Source organism: Aeromonas oralensis (genome assembly GCF_049665575.1).
In the GTDB taxonomy this organism is placed as follows: Bacteria; Pseudomonadota; Gammaproteobacteria; order Enterobacterales; family Aeromonadaceae; genus Aeromonas; species Aeromonas hydrophila.
The window spans coordinates 3,803,179-3,826,764 of sequence record NZ_CP187186.1 but is presented as its reverse complement, the minus strand read 5'-3'; the positions used below and the strand labels follow the sequence as shown (position 1 = coordinate 3,826,764).

Sequence of the window (23,586 nt, the reverse complement as noted above, 5' to 3'; positions counted from 1 at the left end):
CGTGATGGTATGGGCGTCTCCATCCGGTCAACTCTGCATGTCCCACCGGAGATAAATGGGCCCGCTGTCGGTGACGACGGCGGGCCCATCTTTTTTGTTGTTAGCGCACGTTCTGCAAGTCCAGCTGGCAGGCACCGTCCGGTGACTGGATCCGGCGGGCTAGCGGGGGAGCTTGGTTGACCATTGCCGCTCATTGCCTGCCTGCAAATGGACGGTAGCAAGGGGCGGGCCAGATCCTCGGTGAGCTTGTCACACGCCTCTTGTCACGGCATTGAGCTGGGGTAGCCTGTGGCATGAGGTGCCAGGGCTGACGGTATTTGCATTTCAGGAACTGTTTTGGCAACGGCAGGCCACTATTTCGCAAGATGCTGCGCTGATGCGCGAAACCACGGAGCCCGAGGGCGGGCTCCAGGGGAGATCAGGGGGCTGGGTCGGCCGGAGCAGATTCAGGCCCGGCGGGCGGGGTCAGCATCATGGTCTCGATCTGCAGCCCCTGCACCAGCACGGTTTTCAGATCCTGCAGGTACTCTTCCAGCGGCGGCTCCTGCAGCAGCTGGGCGAGCTCGTTGCCGACCGGGGTCAGCCGGTAGTAGAGCAGTGTGATGTTGGCCTGCTTGCGCTGCAGGCGCCAGCGCTGATCGCCGAACTCCAGCTCCACTCCGTCGGCGGGCAGCGGGCCGGATTCCAGCTCGCCCCGGTGCAGCAGGCCGAGTTCGAACAACTGCAGCAGGGCGTTGTAGGGGATGCGGTACTTGCCAAGGCCGAGCCGGGTCACCCGGGCGCGGCTGAGCAGGCTGGCCCCCTTGTGCAACCCCAGCAGCAGCCGTTGCTCGTCGCTGCCCACGTAGTGGCAGGAGAGGGAGCAGATGCGCTGGAACAGCTGGGCCTCGCGCTGGGTCATCTCCTTGAGGGTGGAGAGCGCCCGGATGGAGAAGCGGCCCGGGGTGGCGACCTCGATGGCGAAGATGCGGCCCCACAGCTGCTGCATGGGCACCATGCTGATGTCTTCCGCCAGTTGCAGGAAGCGGGTCAGCCAGTCGCTGTCCATCTCGCCGCCGGCGGCCGTCTCCTCGCAGTGGCGAGAGGCCATCACCATGATGGCTTCCAGGTTGCGTTGGCGGGCAGCCTGATCCGCCAGCTGGCGAAAGGTGGCGCGCTGCTCGAAGGTGCTGTCGCTGTTGCGGGTGAGCATGCCGTCGATACCGCGGCTGCGGGCCAGGCGCAGGGTCTGCTCCTGGCTGCTTAGGATGGAACTCTCTTTCTTGGGCGGGGGCAGGTCAGCCATGCTGGCTCCGTGATCGCAAGGTCTAGCCTTAAATGTTACTCCAACCGGGATGGCGGGCAATCCCTCAGGCAGGGGCCGGCGGGGATCCGGTCGTCGCGGATAACGAAACGGCCTCCCGAGGGAGGCCGTGTGTGCCTGGTTACTGCTCTTCGTAGACGCTGACCTCGACCGCCTCCATGGAGTAGGAGGCGGTGGCCATCTCGTGGCTGGAGCTGACCGTGCGCATCTTGCCCTTCACCCAGATGGCATCCCACAGGTCGTCCACCGGTGCTCCCTTGGGGTAGCTCACGTAGACCACCTGGTTGGTGGGCGGGGGCGGCACATGGATGCAGGCGCCGAAGTAGGGCACCAGCAGGAAGGCGGTGATCTTCTTGGCATCCCCTTCCAGCGGCACTACAAAGCCCGGAATGCGCACATCCTGGTTGTCCAGCTTCTTGTTCACCCCGCCCACCGGTTGCGGCACCGAGGCAAGATTGCCGTCGTGGCTCACTTGGGGGGCGGCAGCAGTTTTTCACCTTCCGGAATGAGCACATCCCAGTCGATGGTCTTGTAATCGGCGGCCATGGCCGGCAGCGTCAGCAGGGCGGCCAGCAGCGCCACAATTTTCCACTTCATCATCTGTCCTTCTCGTTTTATGGGCGCCTGGCTAGACGCGAATGCTCATGCCATCGCTCAGGCTGTAGCGATAAGCGCGGGCCGCGGGCAACAGGCCGATCACCATGCCGGCCAGCCAGACCAGCCCCAGCAGCAGCCACTCGTGGGCGCTTGGCAGCCCCAGGCTCAATTGCAGGCCATAGTGGCTGAGCAGCCAGGGGGTGGCAAGCCCCTGCCCCAGGTAGAGCACCGCCACCCCGAGCGCGATGCCGGCGGTGGTGAGGGCCATCGCCTCCAGTGCCAGCAGCAGGAACAGATGGGCGGGGCCGGCGCCGAGAGAGCGCAAGATGGCGAGCTCCCGGCGCCGCTCGTTGAGACCGGCCAGCAGGGTGGTCAGCATGCCGATGAGGCCCGCCACCACCACGAAGCCGGCGATCACCGACAGTGCCGTCTCCGCCACGCTCATCAGGCTCCATAGCTCCTGCAGGGCGGCCCCCGGCAGGATCGCCATCAGCGGCTCGCCCCGGTAGGTGTTGACGCTGCGCTGTAGCTGGAACGCCAATATCCGGTTGCTGAGCCCTACCATGAAGGCGGTGATGGTCTTGGGGGTGAGATCCTGGGCCAGCGCCTGTTCGGCAGTCACGTTCTTGCTGTGGCGGCCGGTGTCCCAGCCCAGGTGGATCGCCTCAATGCCGGCCAGCGGCACATGGATGGTGCGATCGATGGGGGTACCGGTCGGTGCCAGGATCCCCACCACCTTGAACGGCAGGTTGTCGTGCTGGCTGAACGAGGTGTTGCCGGCACCGTGGGCGATGACGATGGACTGCCCCAGATGATAACCGAGCTTCTCTGCCACCTGGGCGCCGAGCACCGCCTCGAACGGCGTGTCGAACGCTCGTCCTTCACGCAACTCCAGCGCCTGCTGCTGGCCGTACTTCAGGTGGGTGAAGTAGTCGCCATTGGTGCCAAGCACGCGAAACCCCTTGTGGGAGTCGCCAAGTGAAAGCGGGATGGTCCAGGCGATGCCGCGCTGGTTCTTGATGGCCTGATAGGCATCCCAGCCCACGTTGTTGGTGGGATTGCCGATGCGAAACACCGAGTAGAGCAGCAGGTTCACCTGGCCGGAGCGGGCGCCGACGATGAGATCCGTGCCCGACACCGTATTGGCGAAACTCTCGCGGGCCTGGTTGCGCACCCGCTCCACCCCGAGCAGCAGGGTGACGCTGATGGCGACGGCAAGCAGGGTTAGCCCGGCGGTGAGGCGGCGGGCCCAGAGGCTTTGCAGGGCGAGTTTCAGCATGATGCCCTCCGGTTGAGTTGTTGCAGGTTCTCCACCCGCGGAAAGAGCGGTTCGAGGTAGGGGTCGTGGCTGACGAAGACCAGGGTCGAGCCCTGCTTGTCGCACTCCTCGAACAACAGCTTGATGAAGGCGGCCCGGTTGTCGGTATCGAGGGCCGAGGTGGGTTCGTCGGCGATCACCAGTGGTGGTGAGCCGATCAGCGCGCGGGCGGCGGCCACCCGTTGCTGCTGGCCGATGCTGAGGGCATGGACGGGCCTGTGCAGCGCCTCCTCGGGCAGCTGCAACTCCCGCAGCAGGCGGCGTGCCTCCTCGGCCGGGCTGCCCTGCAGCCGGGCCCGCTTCTCGGGGGAGAAGGTGAGGGCGCTGGTGACGTTGTCCTGCACGGATAAAAACGGCAGCAGGTTGAACTGCTGGAAGATGTAACCCAGATTGGCCGCCCGGAAGTGGTCGCGGGCACGGCCAGAGAGCCGGGCCAGCGGCTGGCCCAGCACCTCCAGGGTGCCGTGGTTGGCGGTCTGGATCCCGGCCAGCAGGCCGAGCAGGGTCGACTTGCCGGAGCCCGACGGTCCCTTGATGAACACCCGCTCCCCCTCGCTGATGGTGAGGGCGGGCAGATCGAGTACAACCTCGTGACCCGGCCAGGCAAAGGCCAGATCGCGGATCTCAACCACGGCATTTTTCATGGCGTTACCAGTTCAGTTTGTTGGCGGAGGGGGTCAGCTCGGCTGCCGTCTGGCCGCTGGGCAGGATACCCTGCACGCTCAGCTTCTCCAGGCTCGGATAGACGCTGAACAGGGTGGCCTCCAGCCCGGTCAGCTTGGCCGGGGTAGCGCAGGTGTAGGTGTACATGGCGCCCATGTCGGCGTGACCGGCATCGTCGTGCTGGTGTTCGTCGTGCTTGCCGTCAGACTTCTGGTGGTCATGGTCATGGTCATGGTCATGGTCATGGTCATGGTCATGGTCATGATCGTGGTCGTGATCTTCCTTGGCGGCCTGCAGCTCCTGCTGGGTCAGCTTGCAGCCGGCGGCCGGGTCGAAGCGAAACAGGGCATCGGGTTGCTTGAGTTGAGCGACTGCCTTGGCGTATTGCGCCTTCTCTTCGTCGCTCTTGGCGGCGTGTTCGAAGCCCACCAGATCGGCGGCGGGGGCCTGCAACTCGATCATCAGCTGGTTGCCATCGAGCACCAGATTGAGGTGACCGTGGCCGTGCTCGTGGGCGCCGTGGCCGTGACTGTCGTGTTCATCGTGGTTTGCCTGCACGCCAAATGCGGCGGCCGCCAGTAACAGGGTGACTGCTTTCATCGTTAATCCTTTGAAAAATTTATTGAAAAATGGATTTAGCCGGATAAGCGATGAAGCAGTGGCGGCGCGCGAATGCGGCACTGGCCTGACGGGGTGGCATGAGTTGTGGGCAAGGTGGCATCAACGAGCGTGCCGATGACCACTTGTGAAGACGGGATGACCAGGGTTGGGGTGAGTGCCAGCTTGCCATCCAGATGCAGGGCGCAGAGGACGCAGGCGTGGTTGTGGCCGGGCAGGTCGGCTTCCAGCGGGTGTTGTGCCAGCACCGGTTGCAACCACAACCAGCCCAGCAGCAGCAACCAGATTTTCAGCTTGGTACGACCCATAGACCCCTATCAAAGGGGCGCCATCAGCGCCCCTTCTCTCTGACTTAGAGATGGGACTTGATGAGCCCCATCACGGTAGCGATATTGTTGGCATCGAGCTGGCCATCTTTGGCAAACAGCACCTTGCCCTCTTTGTCCAGCAGGATGATGGCCGAGCTTTCCGGCGCCAGATCCCAGGCGTTGCGGGCCATGCCCTTGGCATCCAGCACCATGGCGGACCAGGGGAATTCCTTCTTGCTGTCCTCGGCACTGCTCTTCACAAAGCCGGAGGTGCCCCAGATAGCGTCATTGCTGTTGATGATGGTGACGGTCTGGTACTTGTCGTGGGGCAGCTTGGCCGCCTTGATCGCTTCGATCATGGGGGCGTTGAGCTCCTTGGCGCTGGAACGACCGGCGATGTGCTGGATCAGAAAGACCTTGCCGGCCAGCACCTTGCTTTGCCAGGGCTGATAGCTGATCTCTTTCTCTTTCAGAACCAGCTCACCCTTGTCGCTGATGTTGACCAGCGGCACCTGGGCCGACTCCTTGATGTTGTGAGCCAGGGCCAGGGTTGGCAGCAGCGCCAGAGTAAGTACGAGATGTTTCATCCTGATGACACTCCTTTTGTTATGTTATAACGATTTTTGCATTGAGGGAATGGGGCAGTACTCATCCTAAACTGATCGGATCTGTTTAAGAAGTGTTAAATAAACGTGTGCTTGGCCCGCTTGCCTGCCCGTCAGCACGGGGCCTAGCTGGCAAAGGCGGCTAGGATGGCACGCAGTCGATAAAAATCAATTGCTTATCAACTGGTTTGAGGAGTCTGACTGCGGCCTGCAGCCAGACTGGAGGGGGAGGGCTCAGTAGAGCGGTTCGCTCACCAGCGGGATCTTGGCCATGGTCATCTGCTGGGCCAGCAAGGGAGAGCCGGTCAGCAGAATGTGGCGCTGGTTGCCGATCACCACGGTATCCCCTTTCAGGCCGCTGTCGGCGGTGATGGCCAGCCAGGCCGGCGAGACGCTGCCAATGCTGATGTTCGGGTAGATGATGCTGAGCATGTACTGGGGGGCCAGCTCGGCCAGCAGGCTGGCCATCAGCAGCGCCTTCTCGTCGCTGTCAGCCTTGTTGCTCTGCAAGGCTTGCAGCGGCGGCGCGAAGTGGTCCATCTGCTCGGGCGGGGTAGGAATGCCGCTCAGCCACTCCTGCAGCAGGCCGACGCTGGTGGCCAGATCCTTGGCCAGGAACTGTTTTGCCAGGGGCCTCAGGTCGCCCTTGAACTGGTAGAACAGCTGCGAATAGTTGGGACGCACGCATGGCAGCTTGCGATTGGCGGGATGGACGCAGGGCACCACCCGCATCTGATAGAAGGCATCGTCCTGATATTGCTGGTAGGCCTGCCAGAACAGGGTCGACTCCATGCTGTCGTCGTGCAGGGTGAAGGCCTGCTCCAGATTGCGAAACTTGGTGGCGGTCTCGGGGCTGGTCTGATTGATCAGATTGATGCTGTTGTAGAGCCGCGGACTGATGTAGGAGTAGAGGGTCTCCAGCGGATAGTTGAGGGAGGCATCGAGCAGGCTCATCTCGTGGCGGCTGGCGGAGAGGACCCGCTCATCCGTGTTCAGCAGCAGATGCTTCTGCTGGCCGTCGGCCGATTGCCACTGCCAGCTCAGGGTGACCTCGTTGGCCCCGGCCATGGACGCGAACACTAGACTCAACAACAGACCTTGTGCCAGTTTCATGATGTGCATCCTGCTCGGGGTGATAATAAACAACTAGGTGAGCTGGCCGATTTTGGATGAGTCTGGCATCTGTGATTTTGATAACAGATTGATCGGGCTTTTAATTTAATTCTGGAAATAAGTCATGCAGGAAACCGTCATGAAGCGAATCACACCGTTGTTGCTGCTGTTGGCCACCTTGCCGGCCGCGGCGGGGCCGGTCATCGTCAACCAGGGGATGTCCAGCGCCGATACCTTTGCCCTGCGGGACAAGCTGGCGCGAGAGCATGAGTGGCAGGAGTGGCTGCGTTTCCAGCAGGCCATCAAGTGGCTGGAGGTGCTGCCGGTGAACTGCGAGCTGATGAGCGATCAGGATGGCAGCTATCGCTGCGGGGGAGACTACTATCGGTCCTATCGGCAGGATGGGCGCGACATCTATATCCAGGGGAATCCTGCCGGTGTGACGCCGGGTCAGCGCCCGCAACAGCCCATAAAAAAGGCGCCCTGAGGCGCCTTTTTCACGGGAGATGCGCTTATTTGGCAGCGTAACGCTCGGCAGAGCTAATGATCTCGGCTTCGGCGGCGGCCTTGTCGCCCCAGCCTTCAACCTTGACCCACTTGCCTGCTTCCAGCTCTTTGTAGCGCTCGAAGAAGTGCTGGATCTGGGCGCGCAGCAGCTCGGGCAGGTCGTTCACATCCTTGATGTGATCGTACTGCTTGGTCAGCTTGGAGTGCGGAACGGCCACGATCTTGGCATCTTCACCGGATTCGTCGGTCATCTTCAGCACGCCAACCGGGCGGCAGCGAATGACGGAGCCGGCCAGCAGCGGGTAAGGAGTCGGCACCAGCACGTCGACCGGATCACCATCCAGAGACAGGGTGGCATTCACGTAGCCGTAGTTGCACGGGTAGAACATCGGGGTAGACATGAAGCGATCAACGAAGATGGCACCGCTGTCCTTGTCGACTTCGTATTTGATCGGGTCGGCATTCTGCGGGATTTCGATGATGACGTAGATGTCGTCGGGCAGGCTCTTGCCAGCCGGGACCAGGTTCAGGCTCATGACGTTTCCTTTGAGTGTTGGAGTCAAGTTTGCAGGCCGATATTATAGCGATGTCGCGTCAAATGACCATATTTCAGGGCCACTGCGACAGAGTTGGTGGATACCGCACAGCTTGGGTCTGCCAAATTGCCGTCACCTTGCTAGAATGCGCACTTCCCTTTACTGCGAAAGGAAGCGGTATGCATATTCACATCCTCGGGATCTGCGGCACCTTCATGGGTGGTCTGGCGGTGTTGGCAAAACAGCTTGGTTACCGGGTGACCGGTTCGGATGCCAACGTCTATCCCCCCATGAGTACTCAGCTCGAGCAACAGGGCATCGAACTGACCGAAGGCTATGACCCTTCCCAGCTCGATCCGGCGCCGGATCTGGTGGTGGTCGGCAATGCCATGAGCCGCGGCAACCCCTGTGTGGAGTATGTGCTGGACCGCAATCTGCCCTACATCTCCGGCCCCCAGTGGCTGCTGGAGCACGTGCTGCAGGATCGCTGGGTGCTGGCCGTCGCCGGCACTCACGGCAAGACCACCACCGCCAGCATGCTGGCCTGGGTGTTGGAGTACGCCAAGCTGGAGCCCGGTTTCCTCATTGGCGGCGTGCCGGGCAACTTCCCGGTCTCGGCCCGCTTGGGCTCTGCCCCCTTCTTCGTCATCGAAGCGGACGAGTATGACTGCGCCTTCTTCGACAAGCGCTCCAAGTTCGTTCACTACCACCCGCGCACCCTGGTGATGAACAACCTGGAGTTCGACCACGCGGATATCTTCCCGGATCTCGCCGCCATCCAGCGCCAGTTCCACCACCTGATGCGCACCGTACCGAGCAATGGCCGGGTGCTCTTCCCCAAGGGGGATGAGAACCTGGCTGCTGTGCGCAAGATGGGCTGCTGGAGCGAAGTGGAGCTGGTGGGTCAGGACGACGCCAAGTGGAAGGCGGTCAAGCTGGCCGATGACGGCTCCGCCTTCGAGGTGTGGCTGGATGGCGAGAAACAGGGCGAGGTGCACTGGGAGTGCATCGGCGAACACAACGTCAACAATGGCCTGATGGCCATCGCTGCCGCCCGCCATGCTGGTGTCATGGTGGAACACGGCATTGCGGCCCTCTGCCAGTTCAAATCCCCCAAGCGGCGGATGGAGCTCAAAGGCGAGGTAGCCGGCATCAGCGTCTATGACGATTTCGCCCACCACCCCACCGCCATCGAGACCACCCTCGGCGGGCTGCGCGCCAAGGTGGGCAAGGCCCGCATTCTGGCGGTGCTGGAACCCCGCTCCAACACCATGAAGCTGGGAGTGCACAAGGAAGAGCTGGCCGGCTGCTTCGACGGCGCCGACGAGGTGTTCTTCTTCCAGCCGCCCAACATCGGCTGGGATCTTGGCGAGGTGACCGCCCACATGACCCGACCGGCCAAGGTGTTCAACGATCTGGAGACCCTGATCAACCGGTTGGTGGCCGAGTGCCGCGATGGCGATCATATTCTGATCATGAGCAACGGCGGCTTCGGCGGCATTCATGACAAGCTGATCGTCCGCCTCAAGGACTATCACGGCCAGCTATGAACAAAGCGATCACCCTGGCGCTGACCGGCGCCTCCGGCGCCCCTTATGCCCTGCGCCTGCTGGAATGCCTGGTGCAGGCGGATTATCGGGTCTACCTGCTCGCCTCCTCGGCGGCTCGTGTGGTACTCAAGACCGAGCAGCAGCAGGAGTGGCCCGGCTCGCCCAAAGAGCTCTCTGCCTTTCTCTGTCGTCAATATGGCGCCAGCGAGGGGCAGATAGTGGCCTGCGGCAAGGAGGAGTGGTTCTCGCCGGTGGCTTCCGGTTCGGCGGCGCCCAAACAGATGGTGGTCTGTCCCTGCTCCATGGGTACCGTCTCGGCCATTGCCAACGGCACCTCCGACAACCTGCTGGAGCGGGCGGCGGACGTGGTGATCAAGGAGCGCGGCCAGCTGATCCTGGTGCCCCGCGAGAGCCCCTTTTCGGCGATCCACTTGGAGAACATGCTGAAACTGGCGCGGCTCGGGGTGACCATCATGCCGGCGGCACCGGGCTTCTATCATGAGCCAAAAAGTATCGCGGATCTGGTGGACTTCATGGTGGCGAGGATCCTCGACCATCTGGGGATCGAGCACGATCTGACTCGCCGCTGGGGCTATGCCAAAGGGTGAGACGAGAGATAGCGGACAAACAAAAGCGGCGCCGACCTGAACAGTTCGGCGCCGCTTTATTTTGACGGAGCGGGTTAGGCTGCCTGGATCGGGGCCGTCACGTACTTGAACAGAAAATCGGTCACTTCTTCCCGGTCAGGGCGTTGTGGCTGATTGATCATCTGCATCATGACGTAACCAAAACCGGTCAGGGAGCGGGCCAAGTCCTGGGCGGACAGCACGCTCTGGATCTCGCCGGCATCCATGGCGCGTTGCAGGTGGGGTGCAATGCGCTCCAGTGCCTTGTCCAGCAGCTTGGCGTAACGGGGCCAGACCTCTTCCCGCACCGATGAGCTCCACTCCAGCCAGATGCTGGCGTGGTCAGGCTGATCGTAGGCGGCGTCGACAAACAGCTTCACGTGGCGGCGAATACTGTCGCTGACCGGGCCCTGGCCGGTGTAGGCCTGTTCCAGCATCTGATGCACGAAACGTTCGATCTCGGCCAACACTTCATCCACCAGCTCTTCACGGGTGTTGAAATAGTTGAACACGGTAGCAACCGAGACCTTGGCCTGTTCTGCGATTTCGGCGTGACCCGCACGGCCAATGCCGCGACGGGAGAACACCTCGATGGCACATTCCATCAATTGATTGCGTCGGGCCTCCGGAGAAAGCCGGGTTCGACGTCTTATTTCTGCGCGTGGTTCCATAGTTTTTTCATCTAATAGTTATTGATTATGGTGTTTATAGTATTGTCACCGATAATGCCCGAGGGCCTGCTAACTCTATCAATTAAAATAAGCCGATAAAAGCATCACGTATGCCTGACGCCCTTCGGCTTGAATGGTAGAATCATCGGTTTTGACGTTAATGAACGGCCAAATTCGCTTTGGCCATTATGGAGTAAGTGATGAAACACACTGTCGAGGTGATGATCTCCGAGGCTGAAGTCGCCGCCCGGATCGCCAAATTGGGTGAAGAGATCACCGCCCGTTATCAGGGCTCTGACGAAGTGGTCATGATCGGCCTGCTGCGTGGTTCCTGCATCTTCCTGGCCGACCTGTGCCGCCAGACCCAGCTGCCCATCACCCTGGATTTTATGACCGCCTCCAGCTATGGCTCCGGCATGCACAGCACCCGTGACGTGCGCATCCTCAAGGATCTGGATGACGACATCAAAGGGAAGGACGTGGTGATCGTCGAAGACATCATCGATACCGGCTACACCCTCAACAAGGTGCGCGAGATCCTCTCTCTGCGCGAGCCGAAATCCCTGGCCATTTGCACCCTGCTGGACAAGCCGTCCCGCCGCGAAGTGCAGGTGCCGGTAGACTGGATCGGTTTCTCCATTCCCGATGAATTCGTGGTGGGCTGCGGCATCGACTATGCCCAGAAGTACCGCAATCTGAAGTTCATCGGCAAGGTAGTACCGCAAGAGTAAGCAAGGTTCAGGAATATTACGGGCGAGGTGGCAGAGCGCCATTTTCTGTCTGCAGGCGGCCTTGGCCGCCTTTTCTGTCTCGAGATGGGATGCGCCATCACAGGGGTTGCAATGAACGCACTGGAAATCAGCGGCCTGAAAAAGACCTATCAGGGGGGCGTCGAAGCCCTTAAAGGCATCGATCTCACCGTCAAGCAGGGGGATTTCTTCGCGCTGCTCGGCCCCAACGGGGCGGGCAAGTCCACCACCATCGGCATCATCAGCTCGCTGGTGAACAAGAGCGCCGGCAAGGTGAAGGTGTTCGGTTACGACATCGACACTCACCTGGAAGAGGCCAAGGCCCAGCTCGGGCTGGTGCCGCAGGAGTTCAACTTCAGCCAGTTCGAGAAGGTGATCCAGATAGTCACCCATCAGGCCGGCTTCTATGGCGTGCCGCGTGCCGAGGCCAAGATCCGTGCCGAGAAGTACCTGCGCCAGCTCGACCTGTGGGACAAGCGCGACATGCCGGCCCGCACTCTCTCCGGCGGCATGAAGCGCCGGCTGATGATCGCTCGCGCCCTGATGCACGAGCCCAGGCTGTTGATCCTCGATGAGCCGACCGCCGGGGTGGATATCGAGATCCGCCGTTCCATGTGGAGTTTCCTCAAGGATCTCAACGAGCAGGGTGTCACCATCATCCTCACCACCCACTATCTGGAAGAGGCCGAGATGCTGTGCCGCAACATCGGCATCATCGACAAGGGCCGCCTGATCGAGAACACCAGCATGAAGAATCTGCTGGGCAAGCTGGGCCGCGAGACCTTCATGCTGGATCTGGCGCCGGGCTCCGCCGTGCCGAACGTGCCCGAGTTCAACGGCCGGATGCAGGACGAACGCACCCTGGAGGTGGATCTGGACAAGAGCCAGTCGCTCAACAGCCTGTTCGAGCAGCTGTCACACCAGCAGGTGCAGGTACTGAGCATGCGCAACAAGGCCAACCGGCTGGAAGAGCTGTTCGTCACCCTGGTCGAGGAGGGGAGAAAAGCATGAACCTGACCACTTACTACATCGCCTTCAAGAGCATTCTGGCCAAGGAGATCAGCCGCTTCACCCGGATCTGGATCCAGACCCTGGTGCCGCCCGCCATCACCATGAGCCTCTACTTCGTCATCTTCGGCAACCTGATCGGTTCGCGTATCGGTGATATGGGCGGCTTCACCTACATGGAGTTCATCGTGCCCGGCCTCATCATGATGTCGGTGATCACCAACTCCTACTCTAACGTCGCCTCCTCCTTCTTCAGCGCCAAGTTCCAGCGCAACGTCGAGGAGCTGCTGGTGGCGCCTGTGCCCAACTACGTCATCATCGCCGGCTACGTGGGCGGTGGCGTGGCGCGTGGACTCTGCGTCGGTCTCATCGTCACCCTGGTGTCGCTGTTCTTTGTGCCGCTGCAGATCCACCACCTGTTCAGCGTCTGCTTCACCGTGCTGCTGACCGCCATCCTCTTCTCGCTGGGCGGCCTCATCAACGCGGTGTTTGCCAAGACCTTCGACGATATAAGCATCATCCCCACCTTCGTGCTGACGCCGCTCACCTACCTGGGCGGGGTGTTCTACTCCATCAGCCTGTTGCCACCCTTCTGGCAGGGAGTCTCCCAGGTGAACCCGATCATCTACATGGTGAACGCGTTCCGTTACGGCTTCCTCGGTATCTCCGACGTGCCGCTCGGCACCGCCTACCTCATCATCATCGGCTTCATCGTAGCCCTCTACGGCCTGGCCTGGTGGCTCATCTCGCGCGGCACCGGGCTGCGCCACTGATTGAATGCAACGGGCACCCTAGGGTGTCCGTTTCTTTGTCGCCGCTTTTACCTCTCCTGCGCTGGCTCCTTCTCGAACAGGGTCAATAACCGCCTTCTTATCAAGGTTTTATCCGGCACCTTGTGATCCACCGCAATTTTCAGATTACCCCCAAAGGTATAATTCCCGCGGTTGGAAGGTCTGCACAATGGAGGCCCTCCGTCTCTTCTTTTTCTCACCAGGGCAGGATCGCCTATGTCACTGATCACCGAGTTGCCAGCCATTTTCGACAGTTTTTCAGATGCCCGCCGTCAGGGTTTTCTGGCCGTGATGGCACTCAAGGAGCGACAGATCCCCCTGGTCGGCACCTACTGCACTTTCATGCCGCACGAGGTGGCGATGGCCGCCGGCGCCGTGGTGGTATCGCTCTGCTCCACCAGCGACGAGACCATCGAGGAGGCCGAGAAAGACTTGCCCCGCAACCTCTGCCCGCTGATCAAGAGCAGCTACGGTTTCGGCAAGACCGACAAGTGCCCCTACTTCTACTTCTCCGATCTGGTGGTGGGGGAAACCACCTGCGACGGCAAGAAGAAGATGTACGAGTACATGGCCGAGTTTAAACCGGTGCACGTGATGCAGCTGCCCAACCGCGCCGATGACGAGGCCTCCCGCACCCTGTGGCGCAGCGAAATCGTCCGCTTCAAGGCGTTGCTGGAGCAGCAGTTCGGCAACCCCATCAGCGAGCAGGCGCTGCGCGACGCCATCGTGCTGAAAAACCGCGAGCGCCGCGCGCTGGCCGACTTCTACCGGCTGGGCCAGCTCAATCCGCCGGCGCTGAGCGGCACCGATCTGCTCAAGGTGGTTTATGGTGCCACCTTCCGCTTCGACAAGGAGCAGCTCATCGGCGAGCTGCAGGAGATGACCCGCCGCATCAAGGCCGAGTACGCCGACGGCAAGCGGCTCGATGCCCGCCCGCGCATCCTCATCACCGGCTGCCCCATCGGCGGCGCCGCTGACAAGGTGGTGCGCCTTATCGAGGAGCACGGCGGTTGGGTGGTGGGTTACGAGAACTGCACGGGCGCCAAGGCGACCGAGCAGTGCGTCAGCGAGGAGGGCGACCTGTTCGATGCGCTGACCGACAAGTATCTGGCCATCGGCTGCTCCTGCATCTCCCCCAACCACCAGCGCATGAATCTGCTGAGCCAGATGGTGGAGGAGTATCAGGCGGACGGGGTGATCGACGTGATCCTGCAGGCCTGTCACACCTATGCGGTGGAGTCGCTCGCCATCAAGCGCCACGTGCGCGAGCGCCACGGCATCCCCTACATGGCGGTGGAGACCGACTACTCCAGCGCCGACAAGGGACAACTGGCCACCCGGCTGGCCGCCTTTATCGAAATGCTGTGAGGAGGCGCCGTGTCACTCACCATCGGGATTGACTCGGGCTCCACCGCGACCAAGGGGATCCTGTTCGACCACAGGGACAGCGGGCGCATCGTCCGCCGCTTTCTGGTGCCGACCCCCTTTCGTCCGCTGGCCGCCATCGAGCAAGGCTGGGAGACGCTCTCGGCCAATTTGCCAGAGCGCCCCCATCTGACCCTGACCGGTTATGGCCGGGATCTGGCGTCGTTCGCCGATCGGCGGGTCACCGAGATCTCTTGCCACGGGCTGGGGGCGCGTCTGCTCTGCCCGTCGGTGCACACCGTCATCGACATCGGTGGCCAGGACAGCAAGGTGATCCAGCTCGATGGCGAGGGCAACCTCACCGACTTTTTGATGAACGACAAGTGCGCCGCCGGCACCGGCCGCTTTCTCGAGGTGATCACCCGCACCCTGGGGGCGCGGGTCGAACAGCTCGACGAGCTGCTGCAAGGGGCCGAGCCCCACGACATCAGCAGCATGTGCACCGTGTTTGCCGAGTCGGAGGCGATCAGCCTGCGCTCGGCGGGCATTCCCGCCGAGTCGATCCTGGCCGGCATCGTCCGCGCCATGGCCCGGCGCAGTGCCAACTTCATCGGCCGCCTCGGTGCCAGACCGACAGTGCTCTTTACCGGTGGCGTCAGCCACTGCGCCACCTTCCGCCACTATCTGGCGCAAGGATTGGGCTGCGAAGTGGCCACCCACCCGGACGCCCAGTTTGCCGGTGCGCTGGGGGCGGCCCTGTTCGGTGCGCGTGCCCGCACGGGAGGCAAGTCATGAACGCAGAGTTCCTCTATCTGTTCCACTCCACCCTCGGCACGGTCAGGCTGCGCAAGCGGCTGGAGCAGCAGCCCCACGCCTTTCGGGTCTGCGACGTACCGCGCCGGCTCAGCGCCGGCTGCGGCCTCGCCATCCGCCTGCACTGCCCGTCCGAGGAGTGGCAGCAGTGGTGCCAGCGCGGCGAAACCGCCGCCGTCTTTCGTTGTGACGAAGACGGTGAGTATTGCGAACTGGCCCGTTACCCAGCCGCCGGCTAGGGCATGGTGACGCCTGCTCGGGGAGTTGGCAGTGGGGGGCATGGATGATAAAGAGCTATCCCATGGCCGTTTATCTGCGGGTGTTGGCCAGGTTGGCGCTGGGGGGATTCTTCGTCGCTTCCGCCGGGTTCAAGCTGGTGGCGCCGGAGCTGTTCGCCGAGCAGATCAGCGCCTTCGGCCTGCTCTGGTCGCCGTTCATTCCTCTTGCCGTCTGGGGGCTTATCGGGCTGGAGTTCTGTGCCGGGCTTGCGGTGATCGCCAACCGGCGCTGGGGGCTCTGGTTGGTGGTGGCCCTCTTGGCCCTGTTTATTCCGGTGTTGGGCTATGGCATCGCCATCGGGCTCGACATCTCTTGCGGCTGTCTTGGCAGGGCTGATCTCAGCTTGCTGCCACAGGCGCTCTTGCGGGATCTGCTGCTGTTGACGCTTGCGGGCGCCTTGCTGCGCCACTCCCGCCCCGTTTTGACCGTTTCAAAGGAGCAGTGACATGATGAGATTGCAATCCCGCACCCTGATGGCCTCGTTGATTGCGGCCAGCTTTGCCCTCGGTGGCTGTGGCGACAACCAGTTCGAGCAGGAGACCAAGCTGGAGCAGGCGGCGGTACAGCTTTCGCAGGAGACCCAGCAGGGGGGCTATCAGCTGCTGACCGTGGCCGAGCTGAAAACCCGGATGGATAAAGGCGAGGCGCTGGTGATCATCGACACCATGCCGTTCGAGGACTCCTACAAGAAGGAGCACATCCAGGGGGCCAAGAATTTTGCCTTCGTGAAGGAGGCCAAGTCCGGCGATGACTGGAGCCAGATCATCGAGGGGAGCGGCACGCCCGAACAGCTGCTGGCCCTGCTGGGGGACGACAAGACCCGCCCGGTGGTGTTCTATTGCGGCTTCGTCAAGTGCGGTCGCAGTCACAACGGAGCCGCCTGGGCAGTCACTCAGGGCTATCAGCAGGTCTATCGGGTGCCGGGCGGCATCTTCGCCTGGAAAGGGGCCGGTTACCCCATCACGGCCGAGTAATCCGACCTTTCGCCCCAAAAAGAAGCCCGCAACTGCGGGCTTCTCTCATTTCAATGCTTGCTGTCAGCTGGCTACTCGGGACGCTTCACCTTCCGCGACATCGCTCTGCGCCTGTTGGCCAAGCAGGCGCTTGGTGATCATGGCCGCCATGATGGAGCCGTTGACGTTGAGAGCGGTACGGCCCATGTCCACCAGCGGTTCGATGGCGATCATCACCCCCACCAGTGCGATGGGGAAGTTGAGGGTGGAGAGCACGATCAGCGCGGCGAAGGTACCGCCACCGCCTACGCCTGCCACCCCGATGGAGCCCAGCGCAATCACCGGCAGCAGGGTGAGCAGGAACAGGGGGTCAAACGGGTTGATGCCGAGCATGGGGGCAATCATCGCCACCATCATGGCCGGATAGATGCCGGCGCAGCCGTTCTGACCCAGATTAGCACCGAACGAGGCGGCAAAGTTGGCGATGCTGGAGGGCACGCCAAGACGCTGCTGGGTCTCGATGCTGAGCGGGATGGAAGCCGCGCTGCTGCGGGAGATAAAGGCGAAGGTGAGCACGCCCCACACTTCCCGCAGGTAGTGCAGCGGGTTCTGGCCGATCAGCAGCAGGATCACCATGTGTACCGCAAACATCGCCAGAATGGCGACGTAGCAGACCAGAATAAAGCCGAGCAGGCTGAGGATCTCGCTCAACGGATAGTGAGCCACCACCCGGGCAATCAGCGCCATTACGCCATAGGGGGTGAGTGCAATCACCACCCGCACCATCTTCATCACCCACAGTTGCAGGGTGTCGATGGCCACGGCAGCGCGAGCACCAGCCTCCGGATGCTCCGCCTTGAGCTGCAACAGGGCAACCCCGGCCAGCACGGTGAAGATAACCACGCCGATCACCGAGAGGCCGCGGCTACCCGCCATGTCGGCGGCAAAGTTGGTGGGCACCAGCGAGAGCAGCAGGGCCGGCAGGGTCTGGGCACTGTCGATGGTGCTCATGCTCTGTTGCAGCGCAGCCGTGTCGCTGCCGTGGCTCAGCAGCCCCTCGGCAGTGAGGCCACTCAGATGGGTCACCGTCATCCCCACCATACCGGCAATCATCACCAGGGTCAGCATGGAGCCGATCAGCACTGTGCTGATCTTGCCGAGGGACTGGGCCTGCTCCAGCTTGTTGATGGCGGAGAGGATCGAGGTGAACACCAGCGGCATCATCACCACCTTGAGCAGGCTGACATAGCCGCCGCCGACGATATTGACCCACTCCAGGGTCTGCTGGACGCCAGCATCATCGGCGCCCCAGCCCAGTTGCAGAGCCAGCCCGAACAGGGTGCCAAACAGCAGGCCCGCAAGCACCTTGCGCGAGAGCGGCAACCCGGTGGGCAACCGGGTGAGAGCAAAGCAGAGCAGACAGAAAACAAGCGATGCAATCAGGACAAACATCATGAATACCTGTAGCGGCCATCAGGCCGAAAGTGGATTGAGACGAAGGGGAATGCGGGCAGGGCCGCAGAACAAAACGCCGGGATGCAGGAGAGTGCAGGCGTGAAAAAGCAGCGGACGCCCGGGAAGGCGTCCGCTGACAATCGGGGGAATTACTTCTTTACGGTGACGACGCGGTTGTCGATAAGACGGGCCTTGCCGAGATACGCCGCCATCAGGATCACCAGCTGCTCGCTCTCGTCGGTAGCAGCCTCGAGGTTGGCGGCATCGACGATGTCGATGGCGTCGGTCCGAAAACCGGCGTTGTCGAGGCGCTGGCTGGCCTGGGCCACCAGGGAGGGCAGGTGGTGATCACCCGCTTCGATCTGCTCGGCGATCCAGTTCATGGTGTGCGCCAGCTCGGGGGCCAAGGCCCGCTCTGCGGCGGTCAGGTAGCCGTTGCGCGAGGAGAGCGCCAGCCCGTCCTCGGCTCGCACGGTGGGCACGCCGACGATCTGGATGGGCATTGCCATGTCGGTCACCATCTTGCGAATGAGCGCCAGCTGCTGGAAATCCTTCTGGCCGAAGCAGGCCACATCCGGCTGTACCAGATTGAACAGCTTGGTGACCACGGTGCTGACGCCGCGGAAATGACCCGGGCGCAGCGCCCCTTCCAGCAGACCGGAGAGGCCCGGCACCTCGACGAAGGTGTGGCTGGCCAGCCCCTGCGGATACATGATCTCCGGCGTCGGCGTGAATACCATGTCTACCCCGGCCGTTTCCAGCGCGGCGCAGTCCTGTTCCAAGGTGCGCGGGTAGTTGGCGAGATCCTCGGCCTTGTCGAACTGCATCGGGTTGACGAAGATGCTGACCACCACCTTCTCGGCGTGGCTGTGCGCCTCCTTCACCAGGGTCAGGTGGCCCTGATGCAGATTGCCCATGGTGGGCACGAATGCGATTGTGAGCCCGTCACGGCGCCATTGGCCGATCTGTTCACGCAGAGCGGCGGGATTGTTAACGACCAACATCAGCAGTTCACCTTCGAAAAGATCAAAGAGAGACGGGCGGTATGGGCCCGCATGGGTAAGAGAGGAGTGGCAACGGTCAGTATCATCGACAGGTCACCTTGGGATGAATCATCAAGAGACGGGTTGCTCAGTCAGTACCAGAGGGCGAAGCGGGGGCGCAGGCCCCCGCTCTCGTCACGCTATCGGATCAGTTGAAGCAGTGCTCCGGGCCGGGGAAGGTCCCTTCGCTCACCTGCTTCACATAGAGCCGGATGGCGGCACGCATGTCGCCGGTCTCGGCCAGGAAGTTCTTGGTGAACTTGGGCACATAGCCGGAGGTGATGCCGAAGGCATCGTGCATCACCAGGATCTGGCCGTCGGTAACGGGGCCGGCACCGATGCCGATCACCGGAATGCGCAGCGCCTTGCTGATGCGCTCGGCCAGCGAAGTGGGCACGCACTCGAGCACCAGCAACTGGATACCGGCAGCCTGCAGTTCGAGGGCCTGACGGTAGATCTCCTGGGCCTGGAACTCGTCGCGCCCCTGCACCTTGAAGCCGCCGAATACGTGCACGGATTGCGGAGTGAGGCCGAGGTGGCCACACACCGGCACGCCGTTGCGGGTCAGGTGGCGGATGGAGTCGCACAGCCAGTCGCCCCCTTCCATCTTCACCATGCGGGCTCCGGCTGCCATCAGCCGGGCAGCGTTCTGATAGGTCTGCTCCGGGGTGGCATAGCTCATGAACGGCATGTCGGTCACCACCAGAGCATTGGTGGTGCCGCGCACCACGCAACGGGTGTGATAGACCATCTCATCCATGCTGACGCCCAGGGTATCCTGACCCCCCTGCAACACCATGCCCAGCGAGTCGCCGATGAGCAGCACGTGGGCGCCCTCGTCGTCGAACAGCTTGGCAAAGGTGGCATCATAGGCGGTGATGGCGGTGATTCGTTGGCCTTCCTGCTTCATCTTCAGCAGGTTGGTGGTGGTGATCTTGCTCATAGAGGCTCCTGTTCGTCTGCTCCGGTGGCAATGATGGCGAGATCATTGTGCGGGCAGCGGGCAACCAGTTCTGCGAGTGGGGTGCCGCAAGGCAGTACCAGAGCGGGTGCAATCTCGGCCAGGGGCAGCAGCACGAACTCCCGCTCCTTCATGCCGTAATGGGGAACGATGAGGCGTTCATGCCTGATGACCTGATCGCCAAACAGCAGCAGATCGAGATCCAGGGTCCGCGGCCCCCATCGCTCATCCTTGCGCACACGTCCTTGTTCCAGCTCGATGCTTTGTAGTTCATCCAGCAGCGCCAGCGGCGTCAGCCGGGTGTTGAGCCGGGCCACGGCATTGACGTAGTCCGGCTGATCAGCAGGGCCCATGGGGCGGCTGCTGTAAAACGACGAGGCCTGCACCAGCACGGATTCCGGCAACCTTGCCAGGGCGGCGACGGCGCGACGAGCCTGACCGAGCGGGTCAGACAGGTTGGAACCAATGGCGATGAAGACCTCTGTCATCACGTCAGTTGTCACTCGGCCGCTTTCGGTTTGCGGCGACGGGGGCGACGACGGTTGCTGCTGTTGCTGCTGCGCTTCTCGCCATCGTTGCTGCGGGCCTCACCGGCCTGACCGCGCTCACCGCTTGCCGGGCGGCGGGTCGCTTCCCGTTGCAGCTGCGGGCGCACGTCCGGATTGGATTCCACGTAGCGCTCCCACCAGCTGGCCAGCTCGCCCAGACCGCGCTCGACCCGGTTACGCAGCAACAGGAAGTCAAACGCCGCGCGGAACTTGGGATGCTCCATGGCCCGCTCGGGGTGGCGGCCCTGACGGCGGGTCAGCCGCTGCTGCAGGGCCCAGATGTCGCGCACATCGGTGGTGAAACGGCGCGGGACGGCGATGATCCGCACCTGGTTGTCCAGCACCTCGTTGATCGCCAGCATGAAGGCGTCATACCAGGGCAGGCCGCTCTCGTTCTCCAGCACCCGGCCGCGGGCCTCGACACAGCCCCACAGCAGGGTGGCGTAGAGGAAGGCGGGGGTGACGCGCTTGTCTTCCCGGACCCGGGTGTCGGTATCGATCAGCGCCAGCTCGATGAACTGCTCGTAGGGCGAGTTGCCGTGCGGAGTGAACAGGGCTGCCACCTGCGGGAACAGCTGCTGGAACAGGCCGTATTCGCGCAGCAGCTTGTAGGTGGCCAGGCCATCGCCAGCCAGGAACAGCTTGAGGGTTTCCTCGAACAGGCGGGCCGCCGGAATATCCTGCAGCAGCGGCGCCAGCTCCTTGATGGGGGCGGCGGTACGCGGGCTGATGGTCATGTCCAGCTTGGCGGCGAAGCGCACGGCGCGCAGCATCCGCACCGGATCTTCGCGGTAGCGGGTCTCGGGATCGCCAATGAGCTCCAGCTTGCGCTCGGCCAAGTCTTCCAGCCCGCCCTCGAAATCGTGCAGGGTGAAATCCTTGGCACTGTAGTAGAGGGCGTTGACGGTAAAGTCGCGACGCTCGGCATCCTCTTCGATGGTGCCGTAGACGTTGTCGCGCAGCAGCATGCCTTCATCGGATTGGGCCGACACATGTTTGCTGGTATTGACCTGATGGTGGTGACCGCGGAAGGTGGCCACTTCGATCACGTCACGACCAAAGACGATGTGGGCCAGCCGGAAACGGCGACCGATCAGGCGGCAGTTGCTGAACAGTGACTTGATCTGCTCCGGCGTCGCATCGGTAGCGATGTCGAAATCCTTGGGCGTCTTCCCGAGCAGCAGATCCCGGACTCCGCCGCCGACCAGGTAGGCTTCGTAGCCGCCCTTGTTCAGGCGATAGAGCACCTTGAGTGCATTCTCGCTGATCTCTTTGCGCGAAATCGGGTGCTGGTCACGGCTCAAGGTACGACGTTGTCCGGCGACACGGGCCGGAATGGGGGACTCCGCCGACTGCTCGCCGTCTTCCTTGCCGAGCACTTTGCGGCAAAAGTTTGCGATCTGGGAAAAAATGGTACACCTCGTTATGACTTCAAATTGACGGGAGGCCAAAAAAATAGCGGCCTATCATAGCTCACGCCTGCACAAATGAAAAACCATGTGGCTACTTCAGCTCATTTGAATCAAACCGAGCCAAAAAATAGCGGTCTACCTGCGCATAGCTCACGCCTAACCAAATGAAAAACCGTGCTGGCAATTGATCTCGTTTGACTCGGATTATCCCGGCTAAATCACCGCAAACCGCGCTGATTCACACCCAAATCATCCCTGAACTGTCCATTCGTTTACGCCTGCTGTCAGCGCAATCTTCTCGCTGGCAGGCACCCGGGCCAGCTGCCAGTGGGCGATGCCCCAGTCGATGATCTCGTCCACCCGGCTCGCCATCAGTTCGGGAGGCGGGCACTGGCCGAGAAAGTGCAGCGCCTGCCACAGGGCCGGGCGCACCTCGTCCTGTGCCAGCGCCGGCGCGTGATTCTGCTTGGAGAGCTTGTTGCCGTCGGCCTGCACCGCCAGCGGCAGATGCACCCAGGCGGGCACGGGGGCGTCCAGCGTCTGGTAGAGGGCAATCTGGCGCACCGTCGGCTCCAGCAGATCGGCGCCGCGCACTATCTCGGTGATGCCGCAATCCATGTCGTCTACCACTACCGCCAGGTTGTAGGCATAGAGGCCATCGCGCCGGCGCACGATGAAATCTTCCTCGGCCAGCGCCGCCGGCACCGCAATGCGGCCCTGCAGCCCATCCTCGAAATCGTACACCGGGTGGTGCTGGCGCACGCGGGCGGCGCAACCCTCTGCCGTGAGACCAAGGGTGCGACAGTGACCGTTGTAAAAGCCACCGCTCGCCATGATTTCGCGCCGGGTACAGCGACACCAGTAGAGATCGCCGGCCCGGTAGAGCTGGTCGATGATCTCGTCATAGCGGCCGTGGCGCCGGCTCTGGTACATCACCTCGCCATCCCACTGCAGACCATGGGCCTCCAGGGTCTGCAAAATGAGCGGGGCGGCTCCCGCCATCTCCCGCGGCGGATCGATATCTTCGATGCGCACCAGCCAGCGCCCCTGTCGTGCCCTGGCCTGCAGGAAACTGCCGAGCGCCGCGATCAGGGAGCCGAAGTGAAGCGGACCTGAGGGGGAGGGGGCAAAGCGGCCGATATAAGGGCGGGCCTGGGACGAGGGGATGGTATTCACGGGCATGCGGATTTGGGCAAACGGGACATTGAGGCTGCATTCTGGGACGGCCCGGCCAAAAGCTCAATAAAAAAGGGAGCCCGCGAGCTCCCTTTTTTCTGTTATGCCAGAGGTCGGTATCAACCGGCCATCTGTTTTTCCTTGATTTCAGCCAGGGTCTTGCAGTCGACACAGAGGTCGGCGGTGGGTCTGGCTTCCAGACGTCGGATACCGATCTCGATACCGCAGTGTTCGCAGTAACCGAAGTCATCGTCTTCGAGCAGCAGCAAGGTTTTCTCGATCTTCTTGATCAGCTTGCGCTCACGGTCGCGGGTACGCAGTTCAAGAGCGAACTCTTCTTCTTGCGCGGCGCGATCCACGGGATCCGGAAAGTTGGCAGCCTCATCTTTCATATGGTCAACGGTGCGGTCAACTTCCTGCATCAGTTGGTTGCGCCAGGCTCCCAGGATCTTGCGAAAATGTGCCTTTTGTTGGTCATTCATGTACTCCTCACCCGGTTTTTCCTGGTAAGGCGCCACACCCGCAATGGCCAGGGGGCCCAGAGATTTCCTGTTTTCGCCTGTTGGCATGCCCTGTCTCCTAATTCAGCACGCTACCCGTGCCATCCATAAATTGAGG

27 protein-coding genes and 1 pseudogene are annotated in these 23,586 nt (G+C 62.1%); 11 read left to right on the top strand and 17 right to left on the bottom strand.

The genetic code is table 11. The features are described 5' to 3' along the window. Positions 1–418 precede the first annotated feature (418 nt). The 8 genes and pseudogenes from ACPDZI_RS17720 to ACPDZI_RS17685 all read right to left on the bottom strand — a co-directional run bounded on the left by ACPDZI_RS17720 (position 419) and on the right by ACPDZI_RS17685 (position 6,525). Positions 419–1,285, bottom strand: coding sequence for a TIGR03899 family protein (locus tag ACPDZI_RS17720; RefSeq protein WP_016351904.1), 867 nt, complete (start codon positions 1,283–1,285; stop codon positions 419–421). Positions 1,286–1,424: 139 nt separating this feature from the next. Then, positions 1,425–1,903 (bottom strand): annotated as a pseudogene (locus tag ACPDZI_RS17715) (DUF3299 domain-containing protein). A 28-nt stretch (positions 1,904–1,931) separates the two neighbouring features. Next, on the bottom strand, positions 1,932–3,179 hold the full coding sequence (locus tag ACPDZI_RS17710; RefSeq protein WP_011707300.1) for an ABC transporter permease: 1,248 nt from the start codon (positions 3,177–3,179) through the stop codon (positions 1,932–1,934). Continuing rightward, positions 3,173–3,862 carry an ABC transporter ATP-binding protein gene (locus tag ACPDZI_RS17705; RefSeq protein WP_171279668.1) on the bottom strand — a complete coding sequence of 230 codons (690 nt, stop codon included), beginning with the start codon at positions 3,860–3,862 and terminating at the stop codon, positions 3,173–3,175. The genes ACPDZI_RS17710 and ACPDZI_RS17705 overlap by 7 nt, the downstream gene beginning before the upstream one ends. Positions 3,863–3,866: 4 nt before the next feature. Next, complete coding sequence (locus ACPDZI_RS17700) at positions 3,867–4,481, bottom strand: DUF2796 domain-containing protein (protein ID WP_438833559.1); 615 nt, start codon at positions 4,479–4,481, stop codon at positions 3,867–3,869. A 35-nt stretch (positions 4,482–4,516) separates the two neighbouring features. Next, positions 4,517–4,807 carry a hypothetical protein gene (locus ACPDZI_RS17695; RefSeq protein WP_438833558.1) on the bottom strand — a complete coding sequence of 97 codons (291 nt, stop codon included), beginning with the start codon at positions 4,805–4,807 and terminating at the stop codon, positions 4,517–4,519. A gap of 44 nt (positions 4,808–4,851) precedes the next feature. Further along, positions 4,852–5,394, bottom strand: a complete 543-nt coding sequence (locus ACPDZI_RS17690; protein ID WP_011707296.1) for a YtfJ family protein — start codon at positions 5,392–5,394, stop codon at positions 4,852–4,854. A 252-nt stretch (positions 5,395–5,646) separates the two neighbouring features. After that, positions 5,647–6,525, bottom strand: coding sequence for a hypothetical protein (locus ACPDZI_RS17685; RefSeq protein ID WP_045789053.1), 879 nt, complete (start codon positions 6,523–6,525; stop codon positions 5,647–5,649). A gap of 124 nt (positions 6,526–6,649) precedes the next feature. Here ACPDZI_RS17685 and ACPDZI_RS17680 point away from each other — a divergent pair, with 124 nt between their 5' ends. After that, on the top strand, positions 6,650–7,012 hold the full coding sequence (locus ACPDZI_RS17680; RefSeq protein WP_378010782.1) for a hypothetical protein: 363 nt from the start codon (positions 6,650–6,652) through the stop codon (positions 7,010–7,012). Positions 7,013–7,037: 25 nt separating this feature from the next. Here ACPDZI_RS17680 and ppa read toward each other — a convergent pair whose 3' ends face one another. Beyond that, positions 7,038–7,568, bottom strand: a complete 531-nt coding sequence (gene ppa / locus ACPDZI_RS17675) for an inorganic diphosphatase (RefSeq protein WP_011707292.1) — start codon at positions 7,566–7,568, stop codon at positions 7,038–7,040. Between the two features lie 179 nt (positions 7,569–7,747). On the opposite strand from ppa, the gene mpl reads away from it, so the two are divergent. Continuing rightward, positions 7,748–9,118 (top strand): UDP-N-acetylmuramate:L-alanyl-gamma-D-glutamyl-meso-diaminopimelate ligase, encoded by a 1,371-nt coding sequence (mpl, locus tag ACPDZI_RS17670; RefSeq protein ID WP_438833557.1) that lies wholly within the window; start codon positions 7,748–7,750, stop codon positions 9,116–9,118. Beyond that, positions 9,115–9,726, top strand: coding sequence for a flavin prenyltransferase UbiX (locus ACPDZI_RS17665; protein WP_045789054.1), 612 nt, complete (start codon positions 9,115–9,117; stop codon positions 9,724–9,726). Before mpl ends, ACPDZI_RS17665 begins: the two co-directional genes overlap by 4 nt. Before the next feature lie 74 nt (positions 9,727–9,800). Here ACPDZI_RS17665 and ACPDZI_RS17660 read toward each other — a convergent pair whose 3' ends face one another. Then, complete coding sequence (locus tag ACPDZI_RS17660; protein ID WP_011707289.1) at positions 9,801–10,415, bottom strand: TetR/AcrR family transcriptional regulator; 615 nt, start codon at positions 10,413–10,415, stop codon at positions 9,801–9,803. A gap of 200 nt (positions 10,416–10,615) precedes the next feature. On the opposite strand from ACPDZI_RS17660, the gene hpt reads away from it, so the two are divergent. The 8 genes from hpt (at position 10,616) to ACPDZI_RS17620 (ending at position 16,394) form a co-directional block, all read left to right on the top strand. Continuing rightward, positions 10,616–11,146 (top strand): hypoxanthine phosphoribosyltransferase, encoded by a 531-nt coding sequence (gene hpt, locus ACPDZI_RS17655; RefSeq protein ID WP_011707288.1) that lies wholly within the window; start codon positions 10,616–10,618, stop codon positions 11,144–11,146. A 111-nt stretch (positions 11,147–11,257) separates the two neighbouring features. Then, entirely contained in the window at positions 11,258–12,175 is a 918-nt protein-coding gene (locus ACPDZI_RS17650) for an ABC transporter ATP-binding protein (RefSeq protein ID WP_201887076.1), read from the top strand. Continuing rightward, positions 12,172–12,945 (top strand): ABC transporter permease, encoded by a 774-nt coding sequence (locus tag ACPDZI_RS17645; protein WP_017411025.1) that lies wholly within the window; start codon positions 12,172–12,174, stop codon positions 12,943–12,945. The genes ACPDZI_RS17650 and ACPDZI_RS17645 overlap by 4 nt, the downstream gene beginning before the upstream one ends. Positions 12,946–13,179: 234 nt before the next feature. Continuing rightward, positions 13,180–14,331, top strand: coding sequence for a double-cubane-cluster-containing anaerobic reductase (locus tag ACPDZI_RS17640; RefSeq protein WP_408756092.1), 1,152 nt, complete (start codon positions 13,180–13,182; stop codon positions 14,329–14,331). Between the two features lie 9 nt (positions 14,332–14,340). Further along, the gene (locus ACPDZI_RS17635) at positions 14,341–15,123 is read left to right on the top strand and encodes an acyl-CoA dehydratase activase (protein ID WP_408756091.1); all 783 of its coding nucleotides are present in this window, start codon (positions 14,341–14,343) and stop codon (positions 15,121–15,123) included. Next, complete coding sequence (locus ACPDZI_RS17630; protein ID WP_146061091.1) at positions 15,120–15,380, top strand: DUF3343 domain-containing protein; 261 nt, start codon at positions 15,120–15,122, stop codon at positions 15,378–15,380. The genes ACPDZI_RS17635 and ACPDZI_RS17630 overlap by 4 nt, the downstream gene beginning before the upstream one ends. Positions 15,381–15,442: 62 nt before the next feature. Further along, positions 15,443–15,865, top strand: a complete 423-nt coding sequence (locus tag ACPDZI_RS17625; RefSeq protein ID WP_408756090.1) for a MauE/DoxX family redox-associated membrane protein — start codon at positions 15,443–15,445, stop codon at positions 15,863–15,865. Between the two features lies 1 nt (position 15,866). Continuing rightward, complete coding sequence (locus tag ACPDZI_RS17620; protein WP_438833556.1) at positions 15,867–16,394, top strand: rhodanese-like domain-containing protein; 528 nt, start codon at positions 15,867–15,869, stop codon at positions 16,392–16,394. Positions 16,395–16,457: 63 nt separating this feature from the next. Here ACPDZI_RS17620 and ACPDZI_RS17615 read toward each other — a convergent pair whose 3' ends face one another. From ACPDZI_RS17615 to dksA, 7 genes are all read right to left on the bottom strand, one after another. Further along, positions 16,458–17,825 carry a cation:dicarboxylate symporter family transporter gene (locus tag ACPDZI_RS17615; RefSeq protein ID WP_438834592.1) on the bottom strand — a complete coding sequence of 456 codons (1,368 nt, stop codon included), beginning with the start codon at positions 17,823–17,825 and terminating at the stop codon, positions 16,458–16,460. Positions 17,826–17,977: 152 nt separating this feature from the next. Continuing rightward, positions 17,978–18,832 (bottom strand): pantoate--beta-alanine ligase, encoded by an 855-nt coding sequence (gene panC, locus ACPDZI_RS17610; RefSeq protein WP_263681170.1) that lies wholly within the window; start codon positions 18,830–18,832, stop codon positions 17,978–17,980. A 187-nt stretch (positions 18,833–19,019) separates the two neighbouring features. Further along, positions 19,020–19,814, bottom strand: coding sequence for a 3-methyl-2-oxobutanoate hydroxymethyltransferase (panB, locus tag ACPDZI_RS17605; RefSeq protein WP_226032312.1), 795 nt, complete (start codon positions 19,812–19,814; stop codon positions 19,020–19,022). Continuing rightward, complete coding sequence (folK, locus tag ACPDZI_RS17600) at positions 19,811–20,320, bottom strand: 2-amino-4-hydroxy-6-hydroxymethyldihydropteridine diphosphokinase (RefSeq protein WP_438834591.1); 510 nt, start codon at positions 20,318–20,320, stop codon at positions 19,811–19,813. Before folK ends, panB begins: the two co-directional genes overlap by 4 nt. Positions 20,321–20,331: 11 nt before the next feature. After that, positions 20,332–21,831, bottom strand: a complete 1,500-nt coding sequence (gene pcnB, locus ACPDZI_RS17595) for a polynucleotide adenylyltransferase PcnB (protein ID WP_438833555.1) — start codon at positions 21,829–21,831, stop codon at positions 20,332–20,334. 210 nt (positions 21,832–22,041) lie between these two features. Then, positions 22,042–22,974: a tRNA glutamyl-Q(34) synthetase GluQRS gene (gene gluQRS / locus ACPDZI_RS17590; protein ID WP_438833554.1), complete on the bottom strand. Its 933-nt coding sequence runs from the start codon at positions 22,972–22,974 to the stop codon at positions 22,042–22,044. A gap of 113 nt (positions 22,975–23,087) precedes the next feature. After that, positions 23,088–23,537 carry an RNA polymerase-binding protein DksA gene (gene dksA, locus ACPDZI_RS17585; protein ID WP_005304459.1) on the bottom strand — a complete coding sequence of 150 codons (450 nt, stop codon included), beginning with the start codon at positions 23,535–23,537 and terminating at the stop codon, positions 23,088–23,090. Positions 23,538–23,586 lie beyond the last annotated feature (49 nt).

What these genes read in the sequence shown, in the direction of transcription:
- ACPDZI_RS17710 (WP_011707300.1), bottom strand. Translation starts at nt 3,179, where the DNA reads ATGCTGAAACTCGCCCTGCAAAGCCTCTGGGCCCGCCGCCTCACCGCC.
- ACPDZI_RS17630 (WP_146061091.1), top strand. Translation starts at nt 15,120, where the DNA reads ATGAACGCAGAGTTCCTCTATCTGTTCCACTCCACCCTCGGCACGGTC.
- folK (WP_438834591.1), bottom strand. Translation starts at nt 20,320, where the DNA reads ATGACAGAGGTCTTCATCGCCATTGGTTCCAACCTGTCTGACCCGCTC.
- ACPDZI_RS17650 (WP_201887076.1), top strand. Translation starts at nt 11,258, where the DNA reads ATGAACGCACTGGAAATCAGCGGCCTGAAAAAGACCTATCAGGGGGGC.
- ACPDZI_RS17620 (WP_438833556.1), top strand. Translation starts at nt 15,867, where the DNA reads ATGATGAGATTGCAATCCCGCACCCTGATGGCCTCGTTGATTGCGGCC.
- ACPDZI_RS17625 (WP_408756090.1), top strand. Translation starts at nt 15,443, where the DNA reads ATGGCCGTTTATCTGCGGGTGTTGGCCAGGTTGGCGCTGGGGGGATTC.
- panB (WP_226032312.1), bottom strand. Translation starts at nt 19,814, where the DNA reads ATGAGCAAGATCACCACCACCAACCTGCTGAAGATGAAGCAGGAAGGC.
- ACPDZI_RS17695 (WP_438833558.1), bottom strand. Translation starts at nt 4,807, where the DNA reads ATGGGTCGTACCAAGCTGAAAATCTGGTTGCTGCTGCTGGGCTGGTTG.
- ACPDZI_RS17660 (WP_011707289.1), bottom strand. Translation starts at nt 10,415, where the DNA reads ATGGAACCACGCGCAGAAATAAGACGTCGAACCCGGCTTTCTCCGGAG.
- dksA (WP_005304459.1), bottom strand. Translation starts at nt 23,537, where the DNA reads ATGCCAACAGGCGAAAACAGGAAATCTCTGGGCCCCCTGGCCATTGCG.
- panC (WP_263681170.1), bottom strand. Translation starts at nt 18,832, where the DNA reads ATGTTGGTCGTTAACAATCCCGCCGCTCTGCGTGAACAGATCGGCCAA.
- ACPDZI_RS17645 (WP_017411025.1), top strand. Translation starts at nt 12,172, where the DNA reads ATGAACCTGACCACTTACTACATCGCCTTCAAGAGCATTCTGGCCAAG.
- ACPDZI_RS17640 (WP_408756092.1), top strand. Translation starts at nt 13,180, where the DNA reads ATGTCACTGATCACCGAGTTGCCAGCCATTTTCGACAGTTTTTCAGAT.
- ACPDZI_RS17665 (WP_045789054.1), top strand. Translation starts at nt 9,115, where the DNA reads ATGAACAAAGCGATCACCCTGGCGCTGACCGGCGCCTCCGGCGCCCCT.
- ACPDZI_RS17685 (WP_045789053.1), bottom strand. Translation starts at nt 6,525, where the DNA reads ATGAAACTGGCACAAGGTCTGTTGTTGAGTCTAGTGTTCGCGTCCATG.
- ACPDZI_RS17615 (WP_438834592.1), bottom strand. Translation starts at nt 17,825, where the DNA reads ATGTTTGTCCTGATTGCATCGCTTGTTTTCTGTCTGCTCTGCTTTGCT.
- gluQRS (WP_438833554.1), bottom strand. Translation starts at nt 22,974, where the DNA reads ATGCCCGTGAATACCATCCCCTCGTCCCAGGCCCGCCCTTATATCGGC.
- ACPDZI_RS17700 (WP_438833559.1), bottom strand. Translation starts at nt 4,481, where the DNA reads ATGAAAGCAGTCACCCTGTTACTGGCGGCCGCCGCATTTGGCGTGCAG.
- ACPDZI_RS17680 (WP_378010782.1), top strand. Translation starts at nt 6,650, where the DNA reads ATGCAGGAAACCGTCATGAAGCGAATCACACCGTTGTTGCTGCTGTTG.
- ppa (WP_011707292.1), bottom strand. Translation starts at nt 7,568, where the DNA reads ATGAGCCTGAACCTGGTCCCGGCTGGCAAGAGCCTGCCCGACGACATC.
- ACPDZI_RS17690 (WP_011707296.1), bottom strand. Translation starts at nt 5,394, where the DNA reads ATGAAACATCTCGTACTTACTCTGGCGCTGCTGCCAACCCTGGCCCTG.
- hpt (WP_011707288.1), top strand. Translation starts at nt 10,616, where the DNA reads ATGAAACACACTGTCGAGGTGATGATCTCCGAGGCTGAAGTCGCCGCC.
- ACPDZI_RS17720 (WP_016351904.1), bottom strand. Translation starts at nt 1,285, where the DNA reads ATGGCTGACCTGCCCCCGCCCAAGAAAGAGAGTTCCATCCTAAGCAGC.
- mpl (WP_438833557.1), top strand. Translation starts at nt 7,748, where the DNA reads ATGCATATTCACATCCTCGGGATCTGCGGCACCTTCATGGGTGGTCTG.
- ACPDZI_RS17705 (WP_171279668.1), bottom strand. Translation starts at nt 3,862, where the DNA reads ATGAAAAATGCCGTGGTTGAGATCCGCGATCTGGCCTTTGCCTGGCCG.